The organism is Flavobacterium sp. CBA20B-1 (genome assembly GCF_028473145.1).
GTDB lineage: Bacteria > Bacteroidota > Bacteroidia > Flavobacteriales > Flavobacteriaceae > Flavobacterium.
This window is the reverse complement of record NZ_CP092370.1, coordinates 1510438-1528282: the sequence shown is the minus strand read 5'-3', so window position 1 is coordinate 1528282 and position 17845 is coordinate 1510438. Positions and strand designations below refer to the sequence as shown.

The following is a 17845-nucleotide window of genomic DNA, read 5'->3' as shown; positions in this document are numbered from 1 at the left end:
GTTATGGCAGTTATAACCTTACATAAGGAACACCTGGCCTACAACTTTGAACGTTTAGACTATTTTTTTGACTTAAAAAATATTCAATGGTCAGTGGTTACCAAAATGCTATGTGGCAATAAATTGTTTTTGAAAGAACTGCTAAGCTTGCAACCCACGCAAGTGTGTGATTCGCGAGTAAGCAATTTAAAAGCCATAAAAGAAATCAATCCAAAGGTTGAAACCATTTATATTAAACCCACGCCCAAACGGTCAGTGGCATCGGTAGTGAAATATGCAGATATCAGCATGAATACCGATATTACTACCATAAAATTACTTTCGCAAGAAGCCCAAAAGCAAAACAAAACGCATAAAATTATTATTATGATTGAATTGGGGGAACTGCGCGAAGGAGTTATGCGGGAAAATGTGATTTCGTTTTACGATCAAGTGTTTCAGTTGAAAAATATCGAGGTGGTGGGTATTGGTACCAATCTTTCGTGTTTGTATGGCGTGTTGCCAAGCACCGATAAATTGATTCAATTGGCATTATACAAACAGCTGATCGAAGCAAAGTTCAATAAAAAAATTCAATATGTTTCAGGCGGATCATCCGTTACCATTCCATTGATTTTTCAAAACAAACTGCCATCTGGTATCAATCATTTTCGAGTGGGGGAAACCCTTTACCAAGGTACCGATGTGTATAAAGATGCACCCAGTAATTTACTGAAACAAGATGTTTTTACCCTAAAAGCAGAAATCATTGAATTAATTGAAAAACCAATGGTGCCCGAAGGTGATTTTGGAACCAATTTAGAAGGAAAATCATTTACGTTTGATGAAAAAGAAATCGGAAAAAAATCATTCCGTGCCATATTAGATTTAGGAATTTTAGACGTAGATCAAACCAATATTTTTCCAAAAGATGGCGACATACGTTTTTTTGGTGCCAGTTCGGATATGATTATTGTAGATTTACAAACAAATGAAAAAAACTACAAAGTAGGCGATTATTTAGAGTTTTCACTGAATTATATGGGAACATTACGCGCAATGAACTCTTCGTATATCGAGAAAGTAGTGCAATAACCCCAGAAAAAACAACCTAAATAGCTATTAGTTTAAAATTTAATGGTTTGAAATGTAGATATTATAATAAAATTAATATATTTGCAAACTCAAAAAACAGACAACAAATTAATTTACAAAGAGATAATGACTAAAGCAGACATTGTAGCTAAAATTTCAGAGAAATTAGGGCTTGAGAAAGGTGATGTGCAGGCAACTGTGGAATCTTTTATGGAGGAAGTAAAATCTTCTTTAGAAAGTGGAGATAACGTATATTTAAGAGGTTTCGGAAGCTTTATAATTAAAACTAGAGCAGAAAAAACGGGTAGAAATATATCTAAAAATACAACAATTAAAATCCCTGCTCACAACATTCCGGCTTTTAAACCAGCTAAAGTGTTTGTGGAAGGTGTTAAAACAAACACAGACGTAAAATAATTACTAACTTAAAAACTACAAGATTATGCCAAGTGGTAAAAAAAGAAAAAGACATAAGGTAGCTACGCACAAACGTAAAAAAAGAGCGAGAGCTAACCGTCACAAAAAGAAAAAGTAGTTTTAAACTACTTTTTCTTTTATTTCAAATTAAAAAGTTCTTTGAAAAATCTTTTAAATACACATTTAAAAGAAACCGGGAAATACCTGTTAATGTTTAATCCATCTGTATTTTTGGTTTCAAGTTTTTATTGTTTCAAGTTTTTAATAAACTTTTAAACCATAAACCTTTAAACTAAACACAGCAGATAAAAATGTACCAAGTGAACAAAGAGTTAATTATTAGGTCTGGTTCCAATACGGTAGATTTTGCCTTATTAAAAGATGGAAAATTAGTAGAACTACACAGAGATAGGGAAGACGAAAAAGGCTTTTCGGTGGGCGATATCTTTATTGCCAAAATCCGCAAACCCGTTCCTGGTTTAAACGCGGCATTTGTAAACGTAGGCTTCGATAAAGACGCCTTTTTGCATTACCACGATTTAGGTCCCAATCTTCCTACGCTCATGAAGTTTACAAAACTTGTAACTTCAGGTAAACTAAATGATTTCACTCTTAAAAAACTTCCTTTTGAAACTGAAATTGATAAAAACGGCGTCATCACCGATGTGTTAAGTGCCAATCAATCAATTTTAGTGCAAATAGTTAAAGAACCCATATCCACAAAAGGGCCGCGAATAAGTTCTGAACTATCGCTTGCAGGCCGCTATTTGGTGTTGGTTCCTTTTTCTGAACGAGTTTCTATTTCACAAAAAATAGAATCAAAACAAGAAAAAGATCGTCTTAAAAAAATGATGTTAACCATTAAACCAAAAGGATTCGGGGTTATTGTGCGAACAGTAGCCGAAGGCAAAAATGTTACCGAATTAGAAAAAGACTTGCAAAGTTTAATAGACAAATGGATATTGCTTTGCAAACGTTTAACTACAGCTCATCATCCATCAAAAGTTTTTGGAGAAGTAAACAGAGCATCAAGCATTTTGCGCGATGTTTTTAATGACACTTTTACAGGAATTTATATTGATGATGAAGAATTGTACTACCAAACGAAGGACTATCTGCAAGAAATAGCCCCTTCAAAAGTTTCCATCGTAAAGCATTATAACAACAAAGAAGTACCGTTGTTCGAAAAGTATCATATTGAACGACAAATAAAAACTTCCTTCGGTAAAACCGTATCTATGAGCAAAGGAGCCTACCTTATTATAGAACATACCGAAGCATTACACGTTATCGATGTAAACAGTGGAAACCGCTCGAACAAAGCTCAATCACAAGAGGATACGGCTCTTGAGGTAAACATGATCGCAGCATCAGAAATTGCACGCCAGTTAAGATTGCGCGATATGGGCGGGATTATCGTTGTTGATTTTATAGACATGAGTAATCCTGAAAATCGTAAAGTATTATACGATTTCCTAAAAGAAGAAATGAGCGATGACAAAGCAAAACACAAAATCTTGCCTCCTAGTAAATTTGGATTGATTCAAATTACTAGACAACGCGTTAGACCCGAAGTTTCTATCAAAACAAAAGAAGAAAACCCTGACCACAACGGTGAAGGTGAAATAGAGGCTCCTATTTTAGTTATTGATAAAATATCGGCTGACTTAGAACGAATTATTAAAGACCACAGAAATGTGGTTTTAAATGCGCATCCATTTATTGCTGCGTATTTAACCAAAGGATTTCCATCGGTACGAAACAAATGGTTGTTAGAACACAAACGCTGGATAAAAATCATTCCACGCGATGCCTATACCTACTTAGAATACCATTTCTTTGATAAAGAAGGAAACCAAATAGAATAGCAAAAAGCCGAACAAACGTTCGGCTTTTTTTTTACCCGCTTTTTAAATAGTTATCAAAAAAGCTTTGTTAAATCATTTTAATTGTTATTTTTGTTAGAAACAAAATTTTTAAAAATATATTTATGAGAAAAATTACGATGACCCTTTTAGGGTTGGTTGCGTTTTCTACAAGCGCATTGGCACAGCAAGAAGTAAAATTTGGTCCTAAAGCAGGTGTGAACTTTGCTAAAATTAATGGAGAAATTAAAGAAGATGGGGAAACAATTAAACTTGATAAAGGACAAGTAGGTTTTCACGTAGGTGCTTTTGCAGAAATTAAATTTAATGACAAATTTGCTATCCAGCCCGAACTTTTATATTCCGTTCAAGGAGGTAAAGCGGAACAGTCTGGAACGGAAACAATTATGGGGCAAACTTTTGCTTACGAAGCAGAAGCAAAATGGAATTTACATTACATAAATGTGCCTATTATGGCTAAATATTATGTAATTCCAAGTTTGGCAATTGAAGCAGGTCCTTATGTTGGTTTTAATATAAAATCTGAAGTTAAAAGTGAAGGAACACTTACAATGGCTGGTGTAACTGAGAGCGAAAGTTCAACAGAAGACATGAAAGACGGGACAAATTCTATTGATTTTGGTATCGGTGCTGGTGCGAGTTTCAATTTAGATAACGGCTTTTTTGTAGGAGCTCGTTACAATTTAGGCTTGGCAAAAATATCTAAAGAGTACACTGAAACTTTTGAAGGTATTGAGTATAAGAATCCTGCTTATGATATTAAAAACGGTGTAATCCAAATTTCTGTAGGTTACAAATTCTAATAATTACAATATTTAGTGAAAACCGCAACGATTTGTTGCGGTTTTTTTGTGGAAAAAAGTTACAGTTTATGCTTGAATCAAATAACATATTTGTGTTATTTTGAGTAATTTTAACTTTGGTTTAAAATTTGATAAACATAAAAAAAGATCTATTCTATGAAAAAGTTATCTAAAATTACAACAGCACTTTTTTCAGCGTTTTTATTTACAAATGCAGTTAGTGCGCAAGATTTTACTTTCGGTCCCAAAGTTGGGTACAACAATGCCAAATTAGAGGGAAGTAGTTGGCAAGAATTTCACGACAACAATTCCATCAACGGATTTCATATTGGTGCGTTTGCTGAAGTTCGTTTTGACAAGTTTGCCATTCAACCCGAAGTGTATTATTCATCGGCAGGTGGTAAATGGAAAACCACTTTTGAAAACAACACCTTAGAGCATGATTTTAATTTAAGTTATGTGAACGTACCGGTGATGCTAAAATATTATTTAACCAATGGAATCGCAATTGAGGCAGGTCCGCAAGCAGGATTTTTAACCGATTCTAAAGTAAAATGGTCTGATTTAGATCCCCAAAGCCCTAATTTCAATGACTTTGATTTTTCTGTAAATGTAGGCTTAAGCGTAAATATCATTGATTTTATGATTTCTGCCCGATACAATGCAGGTTTAACCAATGTAATTGATAATCCCGATGTGGATTGGAAAAACAGGGTAATGCAGCTTTCTGTGGGCTATCGTTTTTAACTAATAAAACCTGCTGAAAAAGCAGGTTTTTATCTTTTTTTTCTAAAAAAATCGTGCATCAATGCGCTGCATTCTTTTTCAAGAACACCATAAATAATTTCAGTTTTTGGATGCAGTTTTCCGCCCATAGTTGTAAACCCGCGTTTATTGTCTTGTGCGCCAATAACAATTTTAGAAATTTGGCTCCAATACAAAGCACCTGCACACATTTGGCAAGGTTCAACGGTTAAATACATGGTGCAGTTTTTTAGATATTTGCCTCCAATAGCATGTGCTGCTGCCGTGATAGCCTGCATTTCTGCATGCGCCGTAACATCGTTTAAACTTTCAGTGAGGTTGTGGGTTTTAGCAATGATTCGATCGTTTGCAACAATTAGTGCACCAATGGGAATTTCATCTTTCTCAAAAGCTTCTTTCGCTTCTGTTAAAGCAATTTGCATGTAATATTCGTGGTTCAGCAGCATACCAATCAGTAAATTATTCGTCAAAAATAAGATATTATTGTAAATTTGCTTTATATTTTTAAAACGAATGGCTCCGATTTTACCCACTATTGAATTTCCTGCCGATTTAAAATCGAAAACAATCGAGCAACTGCAACAGTTAGCTGCTGAAATTCGCAGTTTTATTATCGATGTGGTTTCTGTAAACGGCGGTCATTTGGGGGCAAGTTTGGGAGTGGTAGAGCTTACTATTGCGTTGCATTATGTGTTTGATACACCCATTGATAAATTGGTTTGGGATGTGGGGCATCAGGCATATGTACACAAAATTCTAACAGGAAGAAAAGAGCAGTTTGCCAGCAACCGACAAAAAAACGGATTGAGTGGTTTCCCGAAAATCAGTGAAAGCGCATACGATGCTTTTGGCGTGGGGCATTCCTCTACATCTATATCGGCCGCGCTTGGCATGGCAATGGGCAGCAAGTTAAAAGGCAATGCACACGCACAGCATATAGCCGTGATTGGTGATGCGTCTATTGCTTCGGGAATGGCGTTCGAGGCGTTGAATCATGCAGGTGTTGCCAATGCTAATTTAATTGTGGTTTTAAACGATAATGCCATCGGAATTGACCCGAGCGTGGGTGCTTTGAAAAGCTATTTAATGCAAGTGAAGCAAGGCGAAAATCCAAAGGTGAACAACATGATTAAATCGTTGAATTTTAAATACGTGGGACCGATTGACGGGCACGATTTAAAAGCCTTAATCCATGAATTGCAACGATTAAAAAGCAAAACGGGGCCACAGTTTCTGCACATCATCACTACCAAAGGAAAAGGACTAAAACAAGCCGAAGAAAACCAAGTGGTTTATCATGCTCCTGGAAAGTTTGATAAAATTACAGGCGATTTGCTTGAAAATAAAGCGCAAAAACGCACCAAATATCAAGATGTTTTTGGATTGACATTGTTGGAATTAGCCCAGCAAAATGCTAACATATTTGCCATTACCCCAGCAATGCCCACAGGAAGTTCGTTAAAACACATGATGGATGTTTTTCCGGAACGCGCCATCGACGTGGGTATTGCCGAGCAACACGCCGTTACCTTGGCAGCCGGTATTTCACTAAGTGGTTTCACTGTTTTTTGTGCCATTTATTCTACGTTTTTGCAGCGTGCATACGATCAATTAATCCACGATGTAGCATTGCAAAATATTCCAGTGGTTTTTTGCATTGATAGAGCAGGCTTGGTGGGCGAAGATGGTGCCACGCATCAGGGTGTATTTGATATTGCGTATTTACAAGCAATTCCCAATATGAGAATTCTTGCGCCAAAAGATGCAGTAGAATTGCGACAAGTGCTTTATAACCTTCAAAACAATCAATCACAGCCGGTTGCAGTTCGCTATCCGCGAGGCTATGCAACTATTCAAGAATGGAATGTTCCTTTTGAAACTATTGATTTTACTTCCATTCAATCTATAAAAAAAGGAAGAAAGGCAGCGGTTTTATCCACCGGAACCATCATCGAAAATGTGTTAGAAGCCTTAAATTTTGATGATGATTATTTTTCGGTGTATCATTTCTTGCAAATTAAACCTTTGAATAAACAGGCAATTTTAGATTTAGCAAATACCTACGAAATATTGCTCACGATTGAAGAAGGTGTTGTAAATGGTGGGTTTGGCAGCGTTGTGAATCAAATTGTTTCAGAAAGCAAAACCAACACGCAAGTGATCAATTTAGGTGTGCCCGATGCGTTTATAGAACATGCCACCGTTCATGAACAATGGCAACAATGTGGTTTAGATGCCGTATCTATTCAACAAATATTAAAAAAAATCAGTAATGTTTAAATTTAAAATAGTTGTTTTTTTTCTAATGATTTCGGCGATTGGTTTTTCGCAACCTGCTGATACATTGTTGGTAAAGAAACCAAAAATAGATATTGATACATTTTACAGAACACAATTTTCGGTTTTTGATACGTTGGTAAAGAAAAACGATACCATTTTTATACGTCCGATTACTGTTGAACCTAAAATGGTGCTGCAAGATTCTGTTTTAACTAGTTTCTCAGCGGGCAATGTGCACCAAGTGGTTCTATCTACCTTTGAAGTTACAAAACGCAACAAAAACAGCGATTTGGCCTATTTTTTAATTCCTAAACCAGAAGGAATGGTCTATGACCGTACACCCCGTGCCAACTCACAAATTTTGTATGATGCGCTTTCGCCTGTTCGGTCAGAAATGAGTTTTTGGAAGAAAACAAATACGCTTGGGCTAGATATCAACCAAGGAACATTTTCAAATTGGAATGCAGGTGGTTTTAGTTCCATTTCGGGTATTGTGAAAGGCGATTTCACCCGAAAATATGAAAGAGGACGCACTATTTGGGTAAACGAATTAAAGGTGCGGTATGGATTGAATAAACAAGAAAATTTAGAGCTGCGCAAAACCGACGACGTTTTAACCATTAATTCATCTTTTGGGTATAAAACATCGGTAAAATCGAATTGGTATTATTCTGCCAAAGTTACGCTGAACACGCAAATGGCAAACGGTTATGCCTATCCAAATGTAGAAGTGCCTATTTCGCGCGCGCTTGCACCTGCTTATTTATTTGCCGGTATTGGTTCTGAGTATTCCAAAAACAATTTTAAAGCCTATATTTCGCCCCTTACGTTAAAATCTACTTTGGTTTTAGATGATGCTTTGGCAAACAGTGGTGCTTTTGGTTTAGAAGGCGGAATATTTGATACCAATGGAAATTTGTTGCAACCGGGCAAAAAATCGAGAAACGAATTGGGTTTTTTGTTTACCACCGAATGGAATAAAAGCATTATGAACAATGTGAATTTAAAGAACAATCTTACCTTATATACCGATTATTTGAATAATTTTGGAAATATAGATATCGACTGGCAATTGCAGTTAGAAATGAAAATCAACAGTTTGCTAAAAGCCACTTTGGGCGGTCATTTGATTTATGATGATGACATAAAAAACAAGCGCGACGTTGATGGCGTGCAAATCACCGAAGGTCCGCGGGTGCAATTTAAGCAATTGCTAAGCGTTGGTTTGGTTTATAATTTTTAGTGCCGATTGGTTTTTTTGTTGGTATTTCGAGGGTGATGATGAAGTGTGTGGGGCGTTTGTAGTGCTAACACAACTTATCTTGAACATTTCGAAAGGCTTTGATGAACGGATGTAATTTTCTTTGGAAGTTGGATTGTTTTATAATTTGTAGATGATGAAAAAAAATTTTAACATATTGCTTCTTTTGGTTTCTGTACAAGCATTTTCGCAGGCAACAGATACCATTCCGGAATTGGAACGCACCATAAAAGTTACCGATCCTTTTTATCGGGAAGACCAGTTTTATGTGGGCGTAACACACAGTTTGTTGCTAAAAAAGCCCAATGGTATCAATCAAAGATCTATTTCCATAGGAACCAATTTTGGCTTTTTGAGAGATTTTCCAATCAATAAACAACGCACTTTAGCCATTGCACCGGGCGTGGGTTTTGCATTTTATAATTTGCGACACAATTTGGCTTTGGTTGATGATGCTTCGATTGCCTTTGCAATAGACGATAATCCAGATAAAAACGTTCAAAAGCTCTCGTATATCGAAATTCCAATCGAATTTCGCTGGCGCACTTCCAAAGTGCATTCACATAAATTTTGGCGTATTTACACAGGAATTAAATACAGCTATTTACTGAATTCTACTTCAAAATACCGAGGCGATTTAGGGAATTATACCTTCAAAAATCCCCATTTTTTCTCCAAATCAAACCTTGGTGTGTATGTTGCGGCAGGTTTCAATACATGGAATTTTTATGCTTATTATGGCTTTAAACCCTTGTATGCCCAAAATATTATCGATAGTGAAAGTCATTTTAATATGTTGAATCTGGGGCTGATGTTTTATATTTTGTAAGGTTCCTTCAATATTTTAATTAATAATTTTAAGGTATTTTAAGGAATTATTTTGAAGAAAAATAAAATTATTTTAAGAATGGTGTTTTTTTATTAAATTTGTTTTAACAAAAAATACCTACACTTATGAATACTTCTTGAAAAATCAAGATTAAATTTCTTTTATTTAATTTACAGTAATCCTTACATTTAAACTTATGAAAAGCAAGCCAATCGCTGGGCACGTAGATATTTTGATAAGCATTATGGCACCGGAACAGCAGGATATGAACAAGGAAGTGTAAACTTTTTTGATTTAAATTCGTATAGAAATGAGAATGTTTTATCACCTTATATAAATCCAAGGAATGGAGGAAATAATCCAGGTGGAAACACCTCTCATTACAGGCTACATTGGTCAGATTTAGGTTATTTCTTATTTGGCATAATTTTTTAAAAAACTAATTATTATGAAATTATTAAAATATGTATTCTCGATTTCAATTTTATTTTTATTGTATGGTTGCCCGGACATCGATGATGTTGATGCAGAGATTACTATAATAAACAATTCTGAAGGCGAAATATATTGGTGGGCGAGAGGAAAAGTAGCAGAATTGGAGTGGCAACCAAATGAAAATTTTTTTATTGAGCGAAATTCCTCGGCTAAACTAGGCTATATCAATGATGGCTCTAGGCTTTATATCTGGCTTTTTGATAGAGAAGTGATAGATAATACGCCTTGGGAAGAAGTGGTAGAAAACGAAAGGTACTTGATTAGGTATGATTTAACCATACAAGATTTAGAAGCTATGAATTGGGAAATCATTTATACAGGAGAATAATTCAGATTTAGGTTATTTATTTGGTATAGGTATTCACAGTTTACTAAGTGCTAAAAGTGATGATCATCATACAAAATCTTATGAAAGACAAGCTAACCGCTGGGCACGTAGATATTTTGATGGGCGATATGGCGTTGTTTGGAATTTTGTCGATTATATTCTTCGATAATTAATATTAATATTTTTATTATGAAAGCAAATGTTTTAATTTTTATTAACGTACTATTATTTATTAGTTGCGAAAACCCAACTCAAACGTATAAATTTCGTATAATTAATAATTCAGAAAAAACTATTTATTTTGAAAAAAATGAATCAATCATATCTAACGTATATCCAGATACTTTAATACCTGAACAAAAAGTACAACTTAAAGTTTCTCCTCATACGATTTCATATCAAGGTGGTCTTATAAGCATAGAAGAAGTTTTTAAAAAATACAATATTGATACTTTGTCAATATATTTCTTTGATGCTTATGTTGTTGATAATTATTCTTGGGAAACTATTCGCGAAGAATATAAAGTATTAAAGCGTTATGATTTAAGTATAGAAGATATTCAGCTATTAGATTATGAAATTACATATCCGCCTACCGAAGTGATGAAAGATATGCGCATGTATCCGCCTTATGAAGAATAAATAAATTAAATGACTATCGGTAACTTTATAAATATAAATCTTCCAGGGGAGGTTGATAATAGTATAAGTTTCGAACAGTTTGTTTTAACAACCCCACTTTATATGCACGAATATGGGCATATATTCCAAAGCGAACGTTCTGGTTTTGGGTATCTTTTTGCTTATGGAATACCAAGTTTAATAAGTGCAGCGAAAGATGAAAAAAGAGGTCATGTACATAATGACTTCGGTACAGAAACATCTGCTAATCGTTGGGCAAGAAGGTATTTTGACAAACATTATAAGGGGCTCGTAGATTGGTCACAATATCAAAATCCCGAAACAAGACCTTATTATCCATTAAATTAAAAAATAATATTATGTATCGTTTTAGAATCATCTCATATTTTGTAATAATCACAGCTTTAATAAGTTGTGAATATCCTGATAAAGAATATGCTATTTTGTTAAAAAACCATAGTAATCATGAAATAAGTAGTTATTCTTCGAAAAGTTATGGGGTACCAAACTATCCTGACACCACAATTGTTGAAACTAATTTTCGTTGGAGCGTGTATCCTGGAGAAAGTATAGATTTTTCATCTACTTTACCGTGGGAAGAATTAATTTCTGACGGAGATACACTATCAATATTTATTTTTCATACAGATACTATTAAAAATAATACGTGGAGTTCAATTATAGATGAATATAAAGTATTAAAGCGTTATGATTTAAGTATAGAAGATATTCAGCTATTAGATTATGAAATTACATATCCGCCTACCGAAGTGATGAAAGATATGCGCATGTATCCGCCTTATGAAGAATAAAGATTTAACGTTCTTAGAAAGAGGATACACAGGACACGAACATTTGCAAGGTGTTGGTTTAATAAATAGGAATGCCCGCTTGTATGACCCTAAATTGCATCGTTTTCTTGCACCGGATAATTTTATACAAAATCCAAGCAATTCACAGAATTACAATCGTTACGGATATGTAATGAATAATCCGTTAAAATTTCTCAATATCAATTTGAAAAGAGTGAAGTGCTTAGGTCTTTTTTAGAAACAATCTACTTTAAGCAAATACAGTTTGGAAGAAATTCAAGAACAAAATTTATACGATAAACGTTACAGTTTTACGTTAGATGAATTAAAAACTATGAATTGGGAAGTTGTTTACGATGGTAACTAAATTTATAAAGGAGCGGATATAGTCCGTTTCTTTAATTTTTTAAAGAACCCCAATCACGATTGCTACATACTATAAAACAAAATAAACGACGGCACAAAACCAATTAACGCACCAACGATGATTTCTACATGGGTATGTGCCCTTAAATACAAGCGCGAACTGGCAACTAAACCAATTAAAATCAACAAAATGGGCAAAACAAAAAACGGATTTAAGTAATAAGTAGTGGTTTGGTTTACAAAAAGCGGTATGGCACTGCACAGACTGGCCACGTGCACACTGTATTTACGTTTTAAAAGCACGCTGAAAAACAAAATGCTGTAGGAAATGCAATAGCCAATAAAAAATACTTTTAAAGAGCTGTTGGAAACATCTGCCCAAATTTTAAAGATTAAAACGTTGATAATTAAGATGTTTACAAAAATAGGTACGCTGCGTTCGCGCACATTTCGAATCATGATTGACGATTTCAGCAAACCCAACGATTTTAAAAAGAAATAAATGCAAATAGGCAGCAAAAAAGTCATTAAAAAGGCTTGTCCGGTGGCTACAAAACGTTCAATAGGCAAAAAAAAGTCGGCATTTAAGAAGTAAAAACATCCTGTGATTATGGTTGGAATAAAAACAGGATGGAATAGTATAGATAGTATGTTTGCAACATGCTTCATTAAATTTTTTTGCGCATACGGGCTACCGGAATATCAAGCTGTTCGCGGTATTTTGCAACCGTTCTGCGGGCAATTGGGTATCCTTTTTCTTTTAACATTTCTGCCAATTTATCATCGGGTAATGGTTTTTGTTTGTCTTCATCTTCAATAATGTTTTGCAAAATCTTTTTAATTTCTATGGTAGAAACTTCTTCGCCTTGATCGTTCATCATTGCTTCAGAGAAAAACTCTTTAATCAGTTTGGTGCCATAAGGCGTATCCACATATTTGCTGTTGGCAACCCGCGAAATGGTTGAAATGTCTAACCCCACCATATCGGCAATATCCTTTAAAATCATCGGACGTATTTTGGTTTCGTCGCCGTCTAAAAAATATTCTTTTTGATATTCAATAATCGCACTCATGGTCACAAAAAGGGTTTCTTGGCGTTGTTTAATAGCATCGATAAACCATTTGGCACCGTCTAACTTTTGTTTGATGAATTGCACGGCATCTTTTTGTGCGGTTGATTTTTGATTGGTTTCTTTATAGGTTTGCAACATTTCCTGATAGTCTTTTGAAACGTGCAATTCGGGAGCATTTCGGCTGTTGAGCAATAATTCAATTTCGCCATCATCAACCTTCACGGTAAAATCGGGAATAATATGCTCAATTGCTCGGGAACTGCCCGAAAAACTTCCGCCTGGTTTTGGGTTTAATTTTTCAATTTCATCAATAGCTTTTCGAAGTTGCGATTGGGTTACATTGTATTTTTGCAACAATTTATCGTAATGTTTTTTGGTGAAAGCTTCAAATTGATTTTCAATAATATCTTTAGCCAAATCGATCGATTCATTGGGTGTTTTGCTTTGCAGCTGTAGTGATAAACACTCTTGTAAATCGCGTGCACCCACACCGCTTGGTTCTAATTCGTGAATAATGTTTTCAAGAATTTGTTGCACTTGTTCTTCACTGGCGTAGATGCCTTGCGTGAATGCCATATCATCTACAATATCTTGAATATCGCGGCGAATATAACCCATATCGTCCATGCTGCCTATTAAGAACTCGGCAATAATTCGTTGTTCGTCGGTTAAAATAAACGTGTTTAATTGTTCAATCAAACTTTGATGAAAACTAATTTGTGCTTCGATAGGCATGAACGTATCGTCATCGTCGTCGCTGTAATTATTGCTTTTTAATTTATAATCAGGAATTTCATCATCGCTTAAATAATCATCGATATTGATGTCATCTGTGTCGATATGCTCATTGTCGAAATCATCAAATTCATCTGAATTATCCTGAAAATCATCGGCTTCGTTGGTTTCTTCTTTCCCCGATTCTAAGGCAGGATTTTCTACCAACTCTTCTTTTAAGCGTTGTTCAAAAGCAAGCGTGGGCAATTGAATCAGTTTCATTAACTGAATTTGCTGCGGCGATAATTTCTGCGATAATTTTAATTGTAAATTCTGTTTTAACATTTTGTAATGCTCCTATAACTTTTAGTAATAAAAAAGTTTGACACAAACTAATTTATTCAAAAATAACAAATAATTAGTCTTGTGTCAAACTTAAAGGGTTGTAAAAAATTGTTTTTTTATTCTTATCTTAAGAACCCCATCTCACGAATATTTTTGTGGATAGCAACTATATCTTTTGGTATTTCAGCATGTATTAGCCAATTAACGTCGAGCCCGTTATTTATGGCTGCTTTCATAAAACCAGGGTTTTCGCCGATACACATTCCTAATTGGTTCAAGCTTTCAGTGAATTCATACTGTTCGTCTTCGTGAAATTTTGAAATGTTCATTAAAATTTTAAAAATACGAGCTAAAGCAGGTACATAAAATTTATTTGCTTTTTGTGGCGGATACGTTTCTAATGTTTTATTTAGCTTAGGGATTAAACCGTTTAAAAGATGCAGATTTAGATATGGATCACCAAATTTATCTTTTGTAATTTGAACATGTTCGGTAATCATTCCACTCATATAGCGCACATCCATTGATAAATAACCGGGTGAATAAAAATGTTTAACAGCTCGATCTATTTCAAAAGATAATGATTCTTCTAATTTTTTTCGCTTTTCTTCAACAGTTTCTGTACTCACTAATTCAAAAAGCAAACGGTTTGCCAATGCCAGATCTTTTTTTAACAAACGGAAAATGAGTTTGTCTTTTTCGGTTGATGACAGATGTGTTATGGCTTCTTTAAGTTCTTTTGGTAAAATCATTTATAATAAAATTTAAAACGATAAGTTAATAAAAAAAAACGCTCAGACTTTTTTAAGTTGAACGTTTTTTATGACTTAAAACTCTGCGTTTTGCGGTGTTCTTGGGAATGGAATCACGTCGCGAATGTTGGTCATTCCGGTTACGAACAATACCAAACGTTCAAAACCTAAACCAAACCCAGAGTGCACTGCCGATCCAAATTTGCGGGTATCCAAGTACCACCATAATTCTTCTTCGGGAATGTTTAGTGCCTGCATTTTTTCTACCAACACCTCATAGCGTTCTTCACGTTGTGATCCGCCTACAATTTCACCAATGCCGGGGAATAAAATATCCATTGCGCGAACAGTTTTTCCGTCTTCATTCAAACGCATGTAAAAAGCTTTGATTTTCGCTGGATAATCAAACAAAATCACCGGACATTTAAAGTGCTTTTCAACCAAGAAACGTTCGTGCTCGCTTTGTAAATCGGCTCCCCATTCGTCGATAATATATTGGAATTTTTTGTTTTTATTGGGTTTCGATGCTTTTAAAATATCAATTGCTTCGGTATAAGAAACGCGTTTAAAATTATTCTCTAAAACAAATTGTAGTTTTTCAATTAAACTCATTTCAGAGCGTTCTGCCTGTGGTTTCGATTTTTCTTCTTCAATCAATCGGGTTTCCAACAATTTTAAATCGTCTTCGCACTTTTCCAAAGTATATTTAATCACAAATTTGATGAAATCTTCCGCCAAATCCATGTTGTCGTCTAAATTGTTGAATGCTACCTCTGGTTCAATCATCCAAAACTCAGCCAAATGGCGCGATGTGTTCGAGTTTTCTGCGCGAAAAGTAGGTCCAAATGTATAAACTTGCCCCAAAGCCATGGCATATGTTTCTGCTTCGAGCTGTCCGGAAACAGTTAAATTGGTGTGTTTTCCAAAAAAGTCTTCTTTATAATTGATGCTTCCGTCTTCGTTTCTTGGAGCAGAACCGTCTAATGGCAACGAGGTTACTTGAAACATTTCACCCGCACCTTCTGCATCTGAACCCGTAACAATCGGAGTGTTCACATAGAAAAAACCATTGTCTTGAAAATATTTGTGCACCGCATAAGAAAGCGTGCTGCGCACTCGCATAATAGCACCAAACATATTGGTACGAATACGCAAATGGGCGTTTTCGCGTAAAAATTCTAACGAGTGTTTTTTGGGTTGTATCGGATATTTTTCAGCATCTGAATCACCTAAAATTTCCAGCGAGTTTGCTTGAATTTCGTATTTCTGTCCTTTGCCTTGGCTTTCAACCAACGTGCCTTTTACGCTAATTGCCGCACCGGTTGTAATGCGTTTAATCGTTTCTTCGGGAAATGCATCTAATTCTAAAACGCACTGAATGTTGTGAATGGTTGAACCGTCGTTCAAAGCAATGAATTGGTTGTTTCTAAAACTGCGAACCCAACCTTTTGCCACCACTTCTTGTAAAAGACTTGAACCTGCTAAAAGATCTTTAATCTTGGTATGTTTCATTATATTTTGCTATAAATAGGTGTCAATTGTTATAGGGTGCAAAAATACAATTTTTTTTCATTGTTTGAACGGATAAATTTTAGCCCTTTTGTTTGCCGAATTTTCTATCTTTGATTGCTAAAGATTTTAAAAATGAACTGGATTTTATTGATTATTGGCGGTTTGTTCGAAGTTGCTTTTACATATTGTATTGGCAGAGCACATACGTCTGCCGGAACAGAAAAATATGCATGGTATTTAGGTTTTTTGATAAGTGTTTCAATCAGTATGGCATTGCTTATAAAAGCCAGTAAAACCTTGCCTTTGGGAACGGCTTATGCGGTTTGGAGTGGGATAGGAGCTGTGGGTTCGGTAACCATGGGGATTTTATTTTTTAAGGAACCAGCCGATTTTTGGCGTATGTTTTTTATTTTTACATTGATTGGATCGATTGTAGGATTAAAAATGGTTTCGGCACATTAAAACAATGAAAATTATAATAGCTTTCTGTTTTATAGTATCTTTTTCTTCTTGTAAAAAGGAAGAAAAGGTAGTGCTGCAAAGCGAATTCGTTTTTGCATATACAGGAATGCAAAATTTAAGTACATTTAAGTTCACAAAAGATACTGTATTTGTTTCACATAATTATCCATCAAGAATTAAAGGTTTTTTTTATTTAATGAATAATGATGAAAAAACTAAAATTAATGAGTATATAAACGCGGTTAAGCATATTAATTATAAAAAAGAATATATAAATGAGTATGTTGAAGATGGTTTAGATTATCAATTTGAATTTTTAGAGCATAAAAAACGAATTTACGTTCAGAATTTCGAATCTGATGAGACAAAAACGATTAACGATTTTGCAAACTATTTGATTAATTTAAGTAATAGAAAAGAACAAACCGAACATTCTAACTTAAAAATTGATTTTGGAAATACAGTAATATTTTTTAGAGATTCGGAACCTTGTTTGTTTGAGTGAGCAATTAAAACAAAAAATATAATGAGCATTAAAAAAGCAATATTGATTGAACTAGAGCGCGAAAAAGAAAACACCAAGCGCATCATCAGTAGATTAAAAAATGAACAATTTAGTTATAAACCACACGAAAAGTCAATGACTTTAGGCGCATTGGCAAATCATATAGTGGAGTTGCACAATTGGGTAGATTTTGTGCTTACTAAAGATACATTTGATTTTCATACCGATTATCAACAACCCAACCTATCATCCGTAGAGGAATTGTTGCAAACATATGAGGCAGATTTTCTGAAAAACAAGGCAATTATTGAACAAATGGATGAAACCATTGTTTTTGAAAATTGGACGTTGAAAGCGGGTGATCATGTAATTGTTTCGCTGCCCAAAACAGGTGCATTGCGTTTCTTGGTTACCAATCATTTGGTGCATCACCGCGGACAATTAACGGTTTATATGCGTTTGCTTGATATTCCTGTTCCGGGAATTTACGGTCCGTCTGCAGATGATAAAGCGTAAAGAAATAT

At 34.8% G+C, this 17845-nt stretch carries 21 protein-coding genes; 16 read left to right on the top strand and 5 right to left on the bottom strand.

Going from position 1 to position 17845, the window contains the following annotated elements:
- Window positions 1–3 precede the first annotated feature (3 nt).
- The 5 genes from MG290_RS07620 (at window position 4) to MG290_RS07600 (ending at window position 4927) form a co-directional block, all read left to right on the top strand.
- Complete coding sequence (locus tag MG290_RS07620) at window positions 4–1074, top strand: alanine/ornithine racemase family PLP-dependent enzyme (RefSeq protein ID WP_264560756.1); 1071 nt, start codon at window positions 4–6, stop codon at window positions 1072–1074.
- A gap of 81 nt (window positions 1075–1155) precedes the next feature.
- Complete coding sequence (locus MG290_RS07615) at window positions 1156–1491, top strand: HU family DNA-binding protein (protein ID WP_257499769.1); 336 nt, start codon at window positions 1156–1158, stop codon at window positions 1489–1491.
- 320 nt (window positions 1492–1811) lie between these two features.
- Window positions 1812–3359: a ribonuclease E/G gene (locus tag MG290_RS07610; RefSeq protein WP_264560755.1), complete on the top strand. Its 1548-nt coding sequence runs from the start codon at window positions 1812–1814 to the stop codon at window positions 3357–3359.
- 122 nt (window positions 3360–3481) lie between these two features.
- Complete coding sequence (locus MG290_RS07605) at window positions 3482–4180, top strand: porin family protein (RefSeq protein ID WP_264560754.1); 699 nt, start codon at window positions 3482–3484, stop codon at window positions 4178–4180.
- Between the two features lie 156 nt (window positions 4181–4336).
- Entirely contained in the window at window positions 4337–4927 is a 591-nt protein-coding gene (locus tag MG290_RS07600) for a porin family protein (RefSeq protein ID WP_264560753.1), read from the top strand.
- Between the two features lie 29 nt (window positions 4928–4956).
- Here the strand turns inward: MG290_RS07600 and MG290_RS07595 are convergent, their stop codons facing one another.
- Window positions 4957–5391, bottom strand: a complete 435-nt coding sequence (locus tag MG290_RS07595; RefSeq protein WP_264563186.1) for a nucleoside deaminase — start codon at window positions 5389–5391, stop codon at window positions 4957–4959.
- Between the two features lie 67 nt (window positions 5392–5458).
- Here MG290_RS07595 and MG290_RS07590 point away from each other — a divergent pair, with 67 nt between their 5' ends.
- The 8 genes from MG290_RS07590 to MG290_RS07555 all read left to right on the top strand — a co-directional run bounded on the left by MG290_RS07590 (window position 5459) and on the right by MG290_RS07555 (window position 11830).
- The gene (locus MG290_RS07590; protein ID WP_264560752.1) at window positions 5459–7225 is read left to right on the top strand and encodes a 1-deoxy-D-xylulose-5-phosphate synthase; all 1767 of its coding nucleotides are present in this window, start codon (window positions 5459–5461) and stop codon (window positions 7223–7225) included.
- Complete coding sequence (locus MG290_RS07585) at window positions 7218–8468, top strand: DUF3078 domain-containing protein (protein WP_264560751.1); 1251 nt, start codon at window positions 7218–7220, stop codon at window positions 8466–8468. The genes MG290_RS07590 and MG290_RS07585 overlap by 8 nt, the downstream gene beginning before the upstream one ends.
- A gap of 154 nt (window positions 8469–8622) precedes the next feature.
- Window positions 8623–9315, top strand: a complete 693-nt coding sequence (locus tag MG290_RS07580; RefSeq protein ID WP_264560750.1) for a porin family protein — start codon at window positions 8623–8625, stop codon at window positions 9313–9315.
- A gap of 448 nt (window positions 9316–9763) precedes the next feature.
- Window positions 9764–10138 carry a hypothetical protein gene (locus MG290_RS07575; RefSeq protein WP_264560749.1) on the top strand — a complete coding sequence of 125 codons (375 nt, stop codon included), beginning with the start codon at window positions 9764–9766 and terminating at the stop codon, window positions 10136–10138.
- A 189-nt stretch (window positions 10139–10327) separates the two neighbouring features.
- Complete coding sequence (locus MG290_RS07570; RefSeq protein ID WP_264560748.1) at window positions 10328–10780, top strand: hypothetical protein; 453 nt, start codon at window positions 10328–10330, stop codon at window positions 10778–10780.
- 9 nt (window positions 10781–10789) lie between these two features.
- Window positions 10790–11128, top strand: coding sequence for a hypothetical protein (locus MG290_RS07565; RefSeq protein WP_264560747.1), 339 nt, complete (start codon window positions 10790–10792; stop codon window positions 11126–11128).
- Window positions 11129–11139: 11 nt separating this feature from the next.
- Entirely contained in the window at window positions 11140–11592 is a 453-nt protein-coding gene (locus MG290_RS07560) for a hypothetical protein (protein ID WP_264560746.1), read from the top strand.
- On the top strand, window positions 11582–11830 hold the full coding sequence (locus tag MG290_RS07555; RefSeq protein WP_264560745.1) for an RHS repeat domain-containing protein: 249 nt from the start codon (window positions 11582–11584) through the stop codon (window positions 11828–11830). The genes MG290_RS07560 and MG290_RS07555 overlap by 11 nt, the downstream gene beginning before the upstream one ends.
- Before the next feature lie 191 nt (window positions 11831–12021).
- Here the strand turns inward: MG290_RS07555 and MG290_RS07550 are convergent, their stop codons facing one another.
- From MG290_RS07550 to asnS, 4 genes are all read right to left on the bottom strand, one after another.
- On the bottom strand, window positions 12022–12627 hold the full coding sequence (locus MG290_RS07550; RefSeq protein WP_264560744.1) for a hypothetical protein: 606 nt from the start codon (window positions 12625–12627) through the stop codon (window positions 12022–12024).
- Window positions 12627–14090, bottom strand: coding sequence for an RNA polymerase factor sigma-54 (gene rpoN, locus MG290_RS07545; RefSeq protein ID WP_264560743.1), 1464 nt, complete (start codon window positions 14088–14090; stop codon window positions 12627–12629). Before rpoN ends, MG290_RS07550 begins: the two co-directional genes overlap by 1 nt.
- Window positions 14091–14212: 122 nt before the next feature.
- On the bottom strand, window positions 14213–14842 hold the full coding sequence (locus MG290_RS07540) for a hypothetical protein (RefSeq protein ID WP_264560742.1): 630 nt from the start codon (window positions 14840–14842) through the stop codon (window positions 14213–14215).
- Window positions 14843–14917: 75 nt separating this feature from the next.
- On the bottom strand, window positions 14918–16354 hold the full coding sequence (gene asnS, locus MG290_RS07535; RefSeq protein WP_264560741.1) for an asparagine--tRNA ligase: 1437 nt from the start codon (window positions 16352–16354) through the stop codon (window positions 14918–14920).
- 132 nt (window positions 16355–16486) lie between these two features.
- Here asnS and MG290_RS07530 point away from each other — a divergent pair, with 132 nt between their 5' ends.
- Genes MG290_RS07530 through MG290_RS07520 form a run of 3 tightly spaced genes read left to right on the top strand, consistent with a single transcriptional unit; the run spans window position 16487 to window position 17837 of the window.
- Window positions 16487–16816, top strand: coding sequence for a DMT family transporter (locus tag MG290_RS07530; RefSeq protein WP_264560740.1), 330 nt, complete (start codon window positions 16487–16489; stop codon window positions 16814–16816).
- Window positions 16817–16820: 4 nt separating this feature from the next.
- A complete protein-coding gene (locus MG290_RS07525; protein ID WP_264560739.1) occupies window positions 16821–17321 on the top strand; it encodes a hypothetical protein in 501 nt (166 codons plus the stop codon).
- 21 nt (window positions 17322–17342) lie between these two features.
- Window positions 17343–17837: a DinB family protein gene (locus tag MG290_RS07520; protein WP_264560738.1), complete on the top strand. Its 495-nt coding sequence runs from the start codon at window positions 17343–17345 to the stop codon at window positions 17835–17837.
- Window positions 17838–17845 lie beyond the last annotated feature (8 nt).

Excerpts from the sequence above, each read along its gene's own strand:
- MG290_RS07580 (WP_264560750.1), top strand. The coding sequence starts at position 8,623 with ATGAAAAAAAATTTTAACATATTGCTTCTTTTGGTTTCTGTACAAGCA.
- asnS (WP_264560741.1), bottom strand. The coding sequence starts at position 16,354 with ATGAAACATACCAAGATTAAAGATCTTTTAGCAGGTTCAAGTCTTTTA.
- MG290_RS07585 (WP_264560751.1), top strand. The coding sequence starts at position 7,218 with ATGTTTAAATTTAAAATAGTTGTTTTTTTTCTAATGATTTCGGCGATT.
- MG290_RS07540 (WP_264560742.1), bottom strand. The coding sequence starts at position 14,842 with ATGATTTTACCAAAAGAACTTAAAGAAGCCATAACACATCTGTCATCA.
- MG290_RS07555 (WP_264560745.1), top strand. The coding sequence starts at position 11,582 with ATGAAGAATAAAGATTTAACGTTCTTAGAAAGAGGATACACAGGACAC.
- MG290_RS07590 (WP_264560752.1), top strand. The coding sequence starts at position 5,459 with ATGGCTCCGATTTTACCCACTATTGAATTTCCTGCCGATTTAAAATCG.
- MG290_RS07595 (WP_264563186.1), bottom strand. The coding sequence starts at position 5,391 with ATGCTGCTGAACCACGAATATTACATGCAAATTGCTTTAACAGAAGCG.
- MG290_RS07560 (WP_264560746.1), top strand. The coding sequence starts at position 11,140 with ATGTATCGTTTTAGAATCATCTCATATTTTGTAATAATCACAGCTTTA.
- MG290_RS07600 (WP_264560753.1), top strand. The coding sequence starts at position 4,337 with ATGAAAAAGTTATCTAAAATTACAACAGCACTTTTTTCAGCGTTTTTA.
- MG290_RS07565 (WP_264560747.1), top strand. The coding sequence starts at position 10,790 with ATGACTATCGGTAACTTTATAAATATAAATCTTCCAGGGGAGGTTGAT.
- MG290_RS07605 (WP_264560754.1), top strand. The coding sequence starts at position 3,482 with ATGAGAAAAATTACGATGACCCTTTTAGGGTTGGTTGCGTTTTCTACA.
- MG290_RS07525 (WP_264560739.1), top strand. The coding sequence starts at position 16,821 with ATGAAAATTATAATAGCTTTCTGTTTTATAGTATCTTTTTCTTCTTGT.
- MG290_RS07570 (WP_264560748.1), top strand. The coding sequence starts at position 10,328 with ATGAAAGCAAATGTTTTAATTTTTATTAACGTACTATTATTTATTAGT.
- rpoN (WP_264560743.1), bottom strand. The coding sequence starts at position 14,090 with ATGTTAAAACAGAATTTACAATTAAAATTATCGCAGAAATTATCGCCG.
- MG290_RS07550 (WP_264560744.1), bottom strand. The coding sequence starts at position 12,627 with ATGAAGCATGTTGCAAACATACTATCTATACTATTCCATCCTGTTTTT.
- MG290_RS07530 (WP_264560740.1), top strand. The coding sequence starts at position 16,487 with ATGAACTGGATTTTATTGATTATTGGCGGTTTGTTCGAAGTTGCTTTT.
- MG290_RS07620 (WP_264560756.1), top strand. The coding sequence starts at position 4 with ATGGCAGTTATAACCTTACATAAGGAACACCTGGCCTACAACTTTGAA.
- MG290_RS07520 (WP_264560738.1), top strand. The coding sequence starts at position 17,343 with ATGAGCATTAAAAAAGCAATATTGATTGAACTAGAGCGCGAAAAAGAA.
- MG290_RS07575 (WP_264560749.1), top strand. The coding sequence starts at position 9,764 with ATGAAATTATTAAAATATGTATTCTCGATTTCAATTTTATTTTTATTG.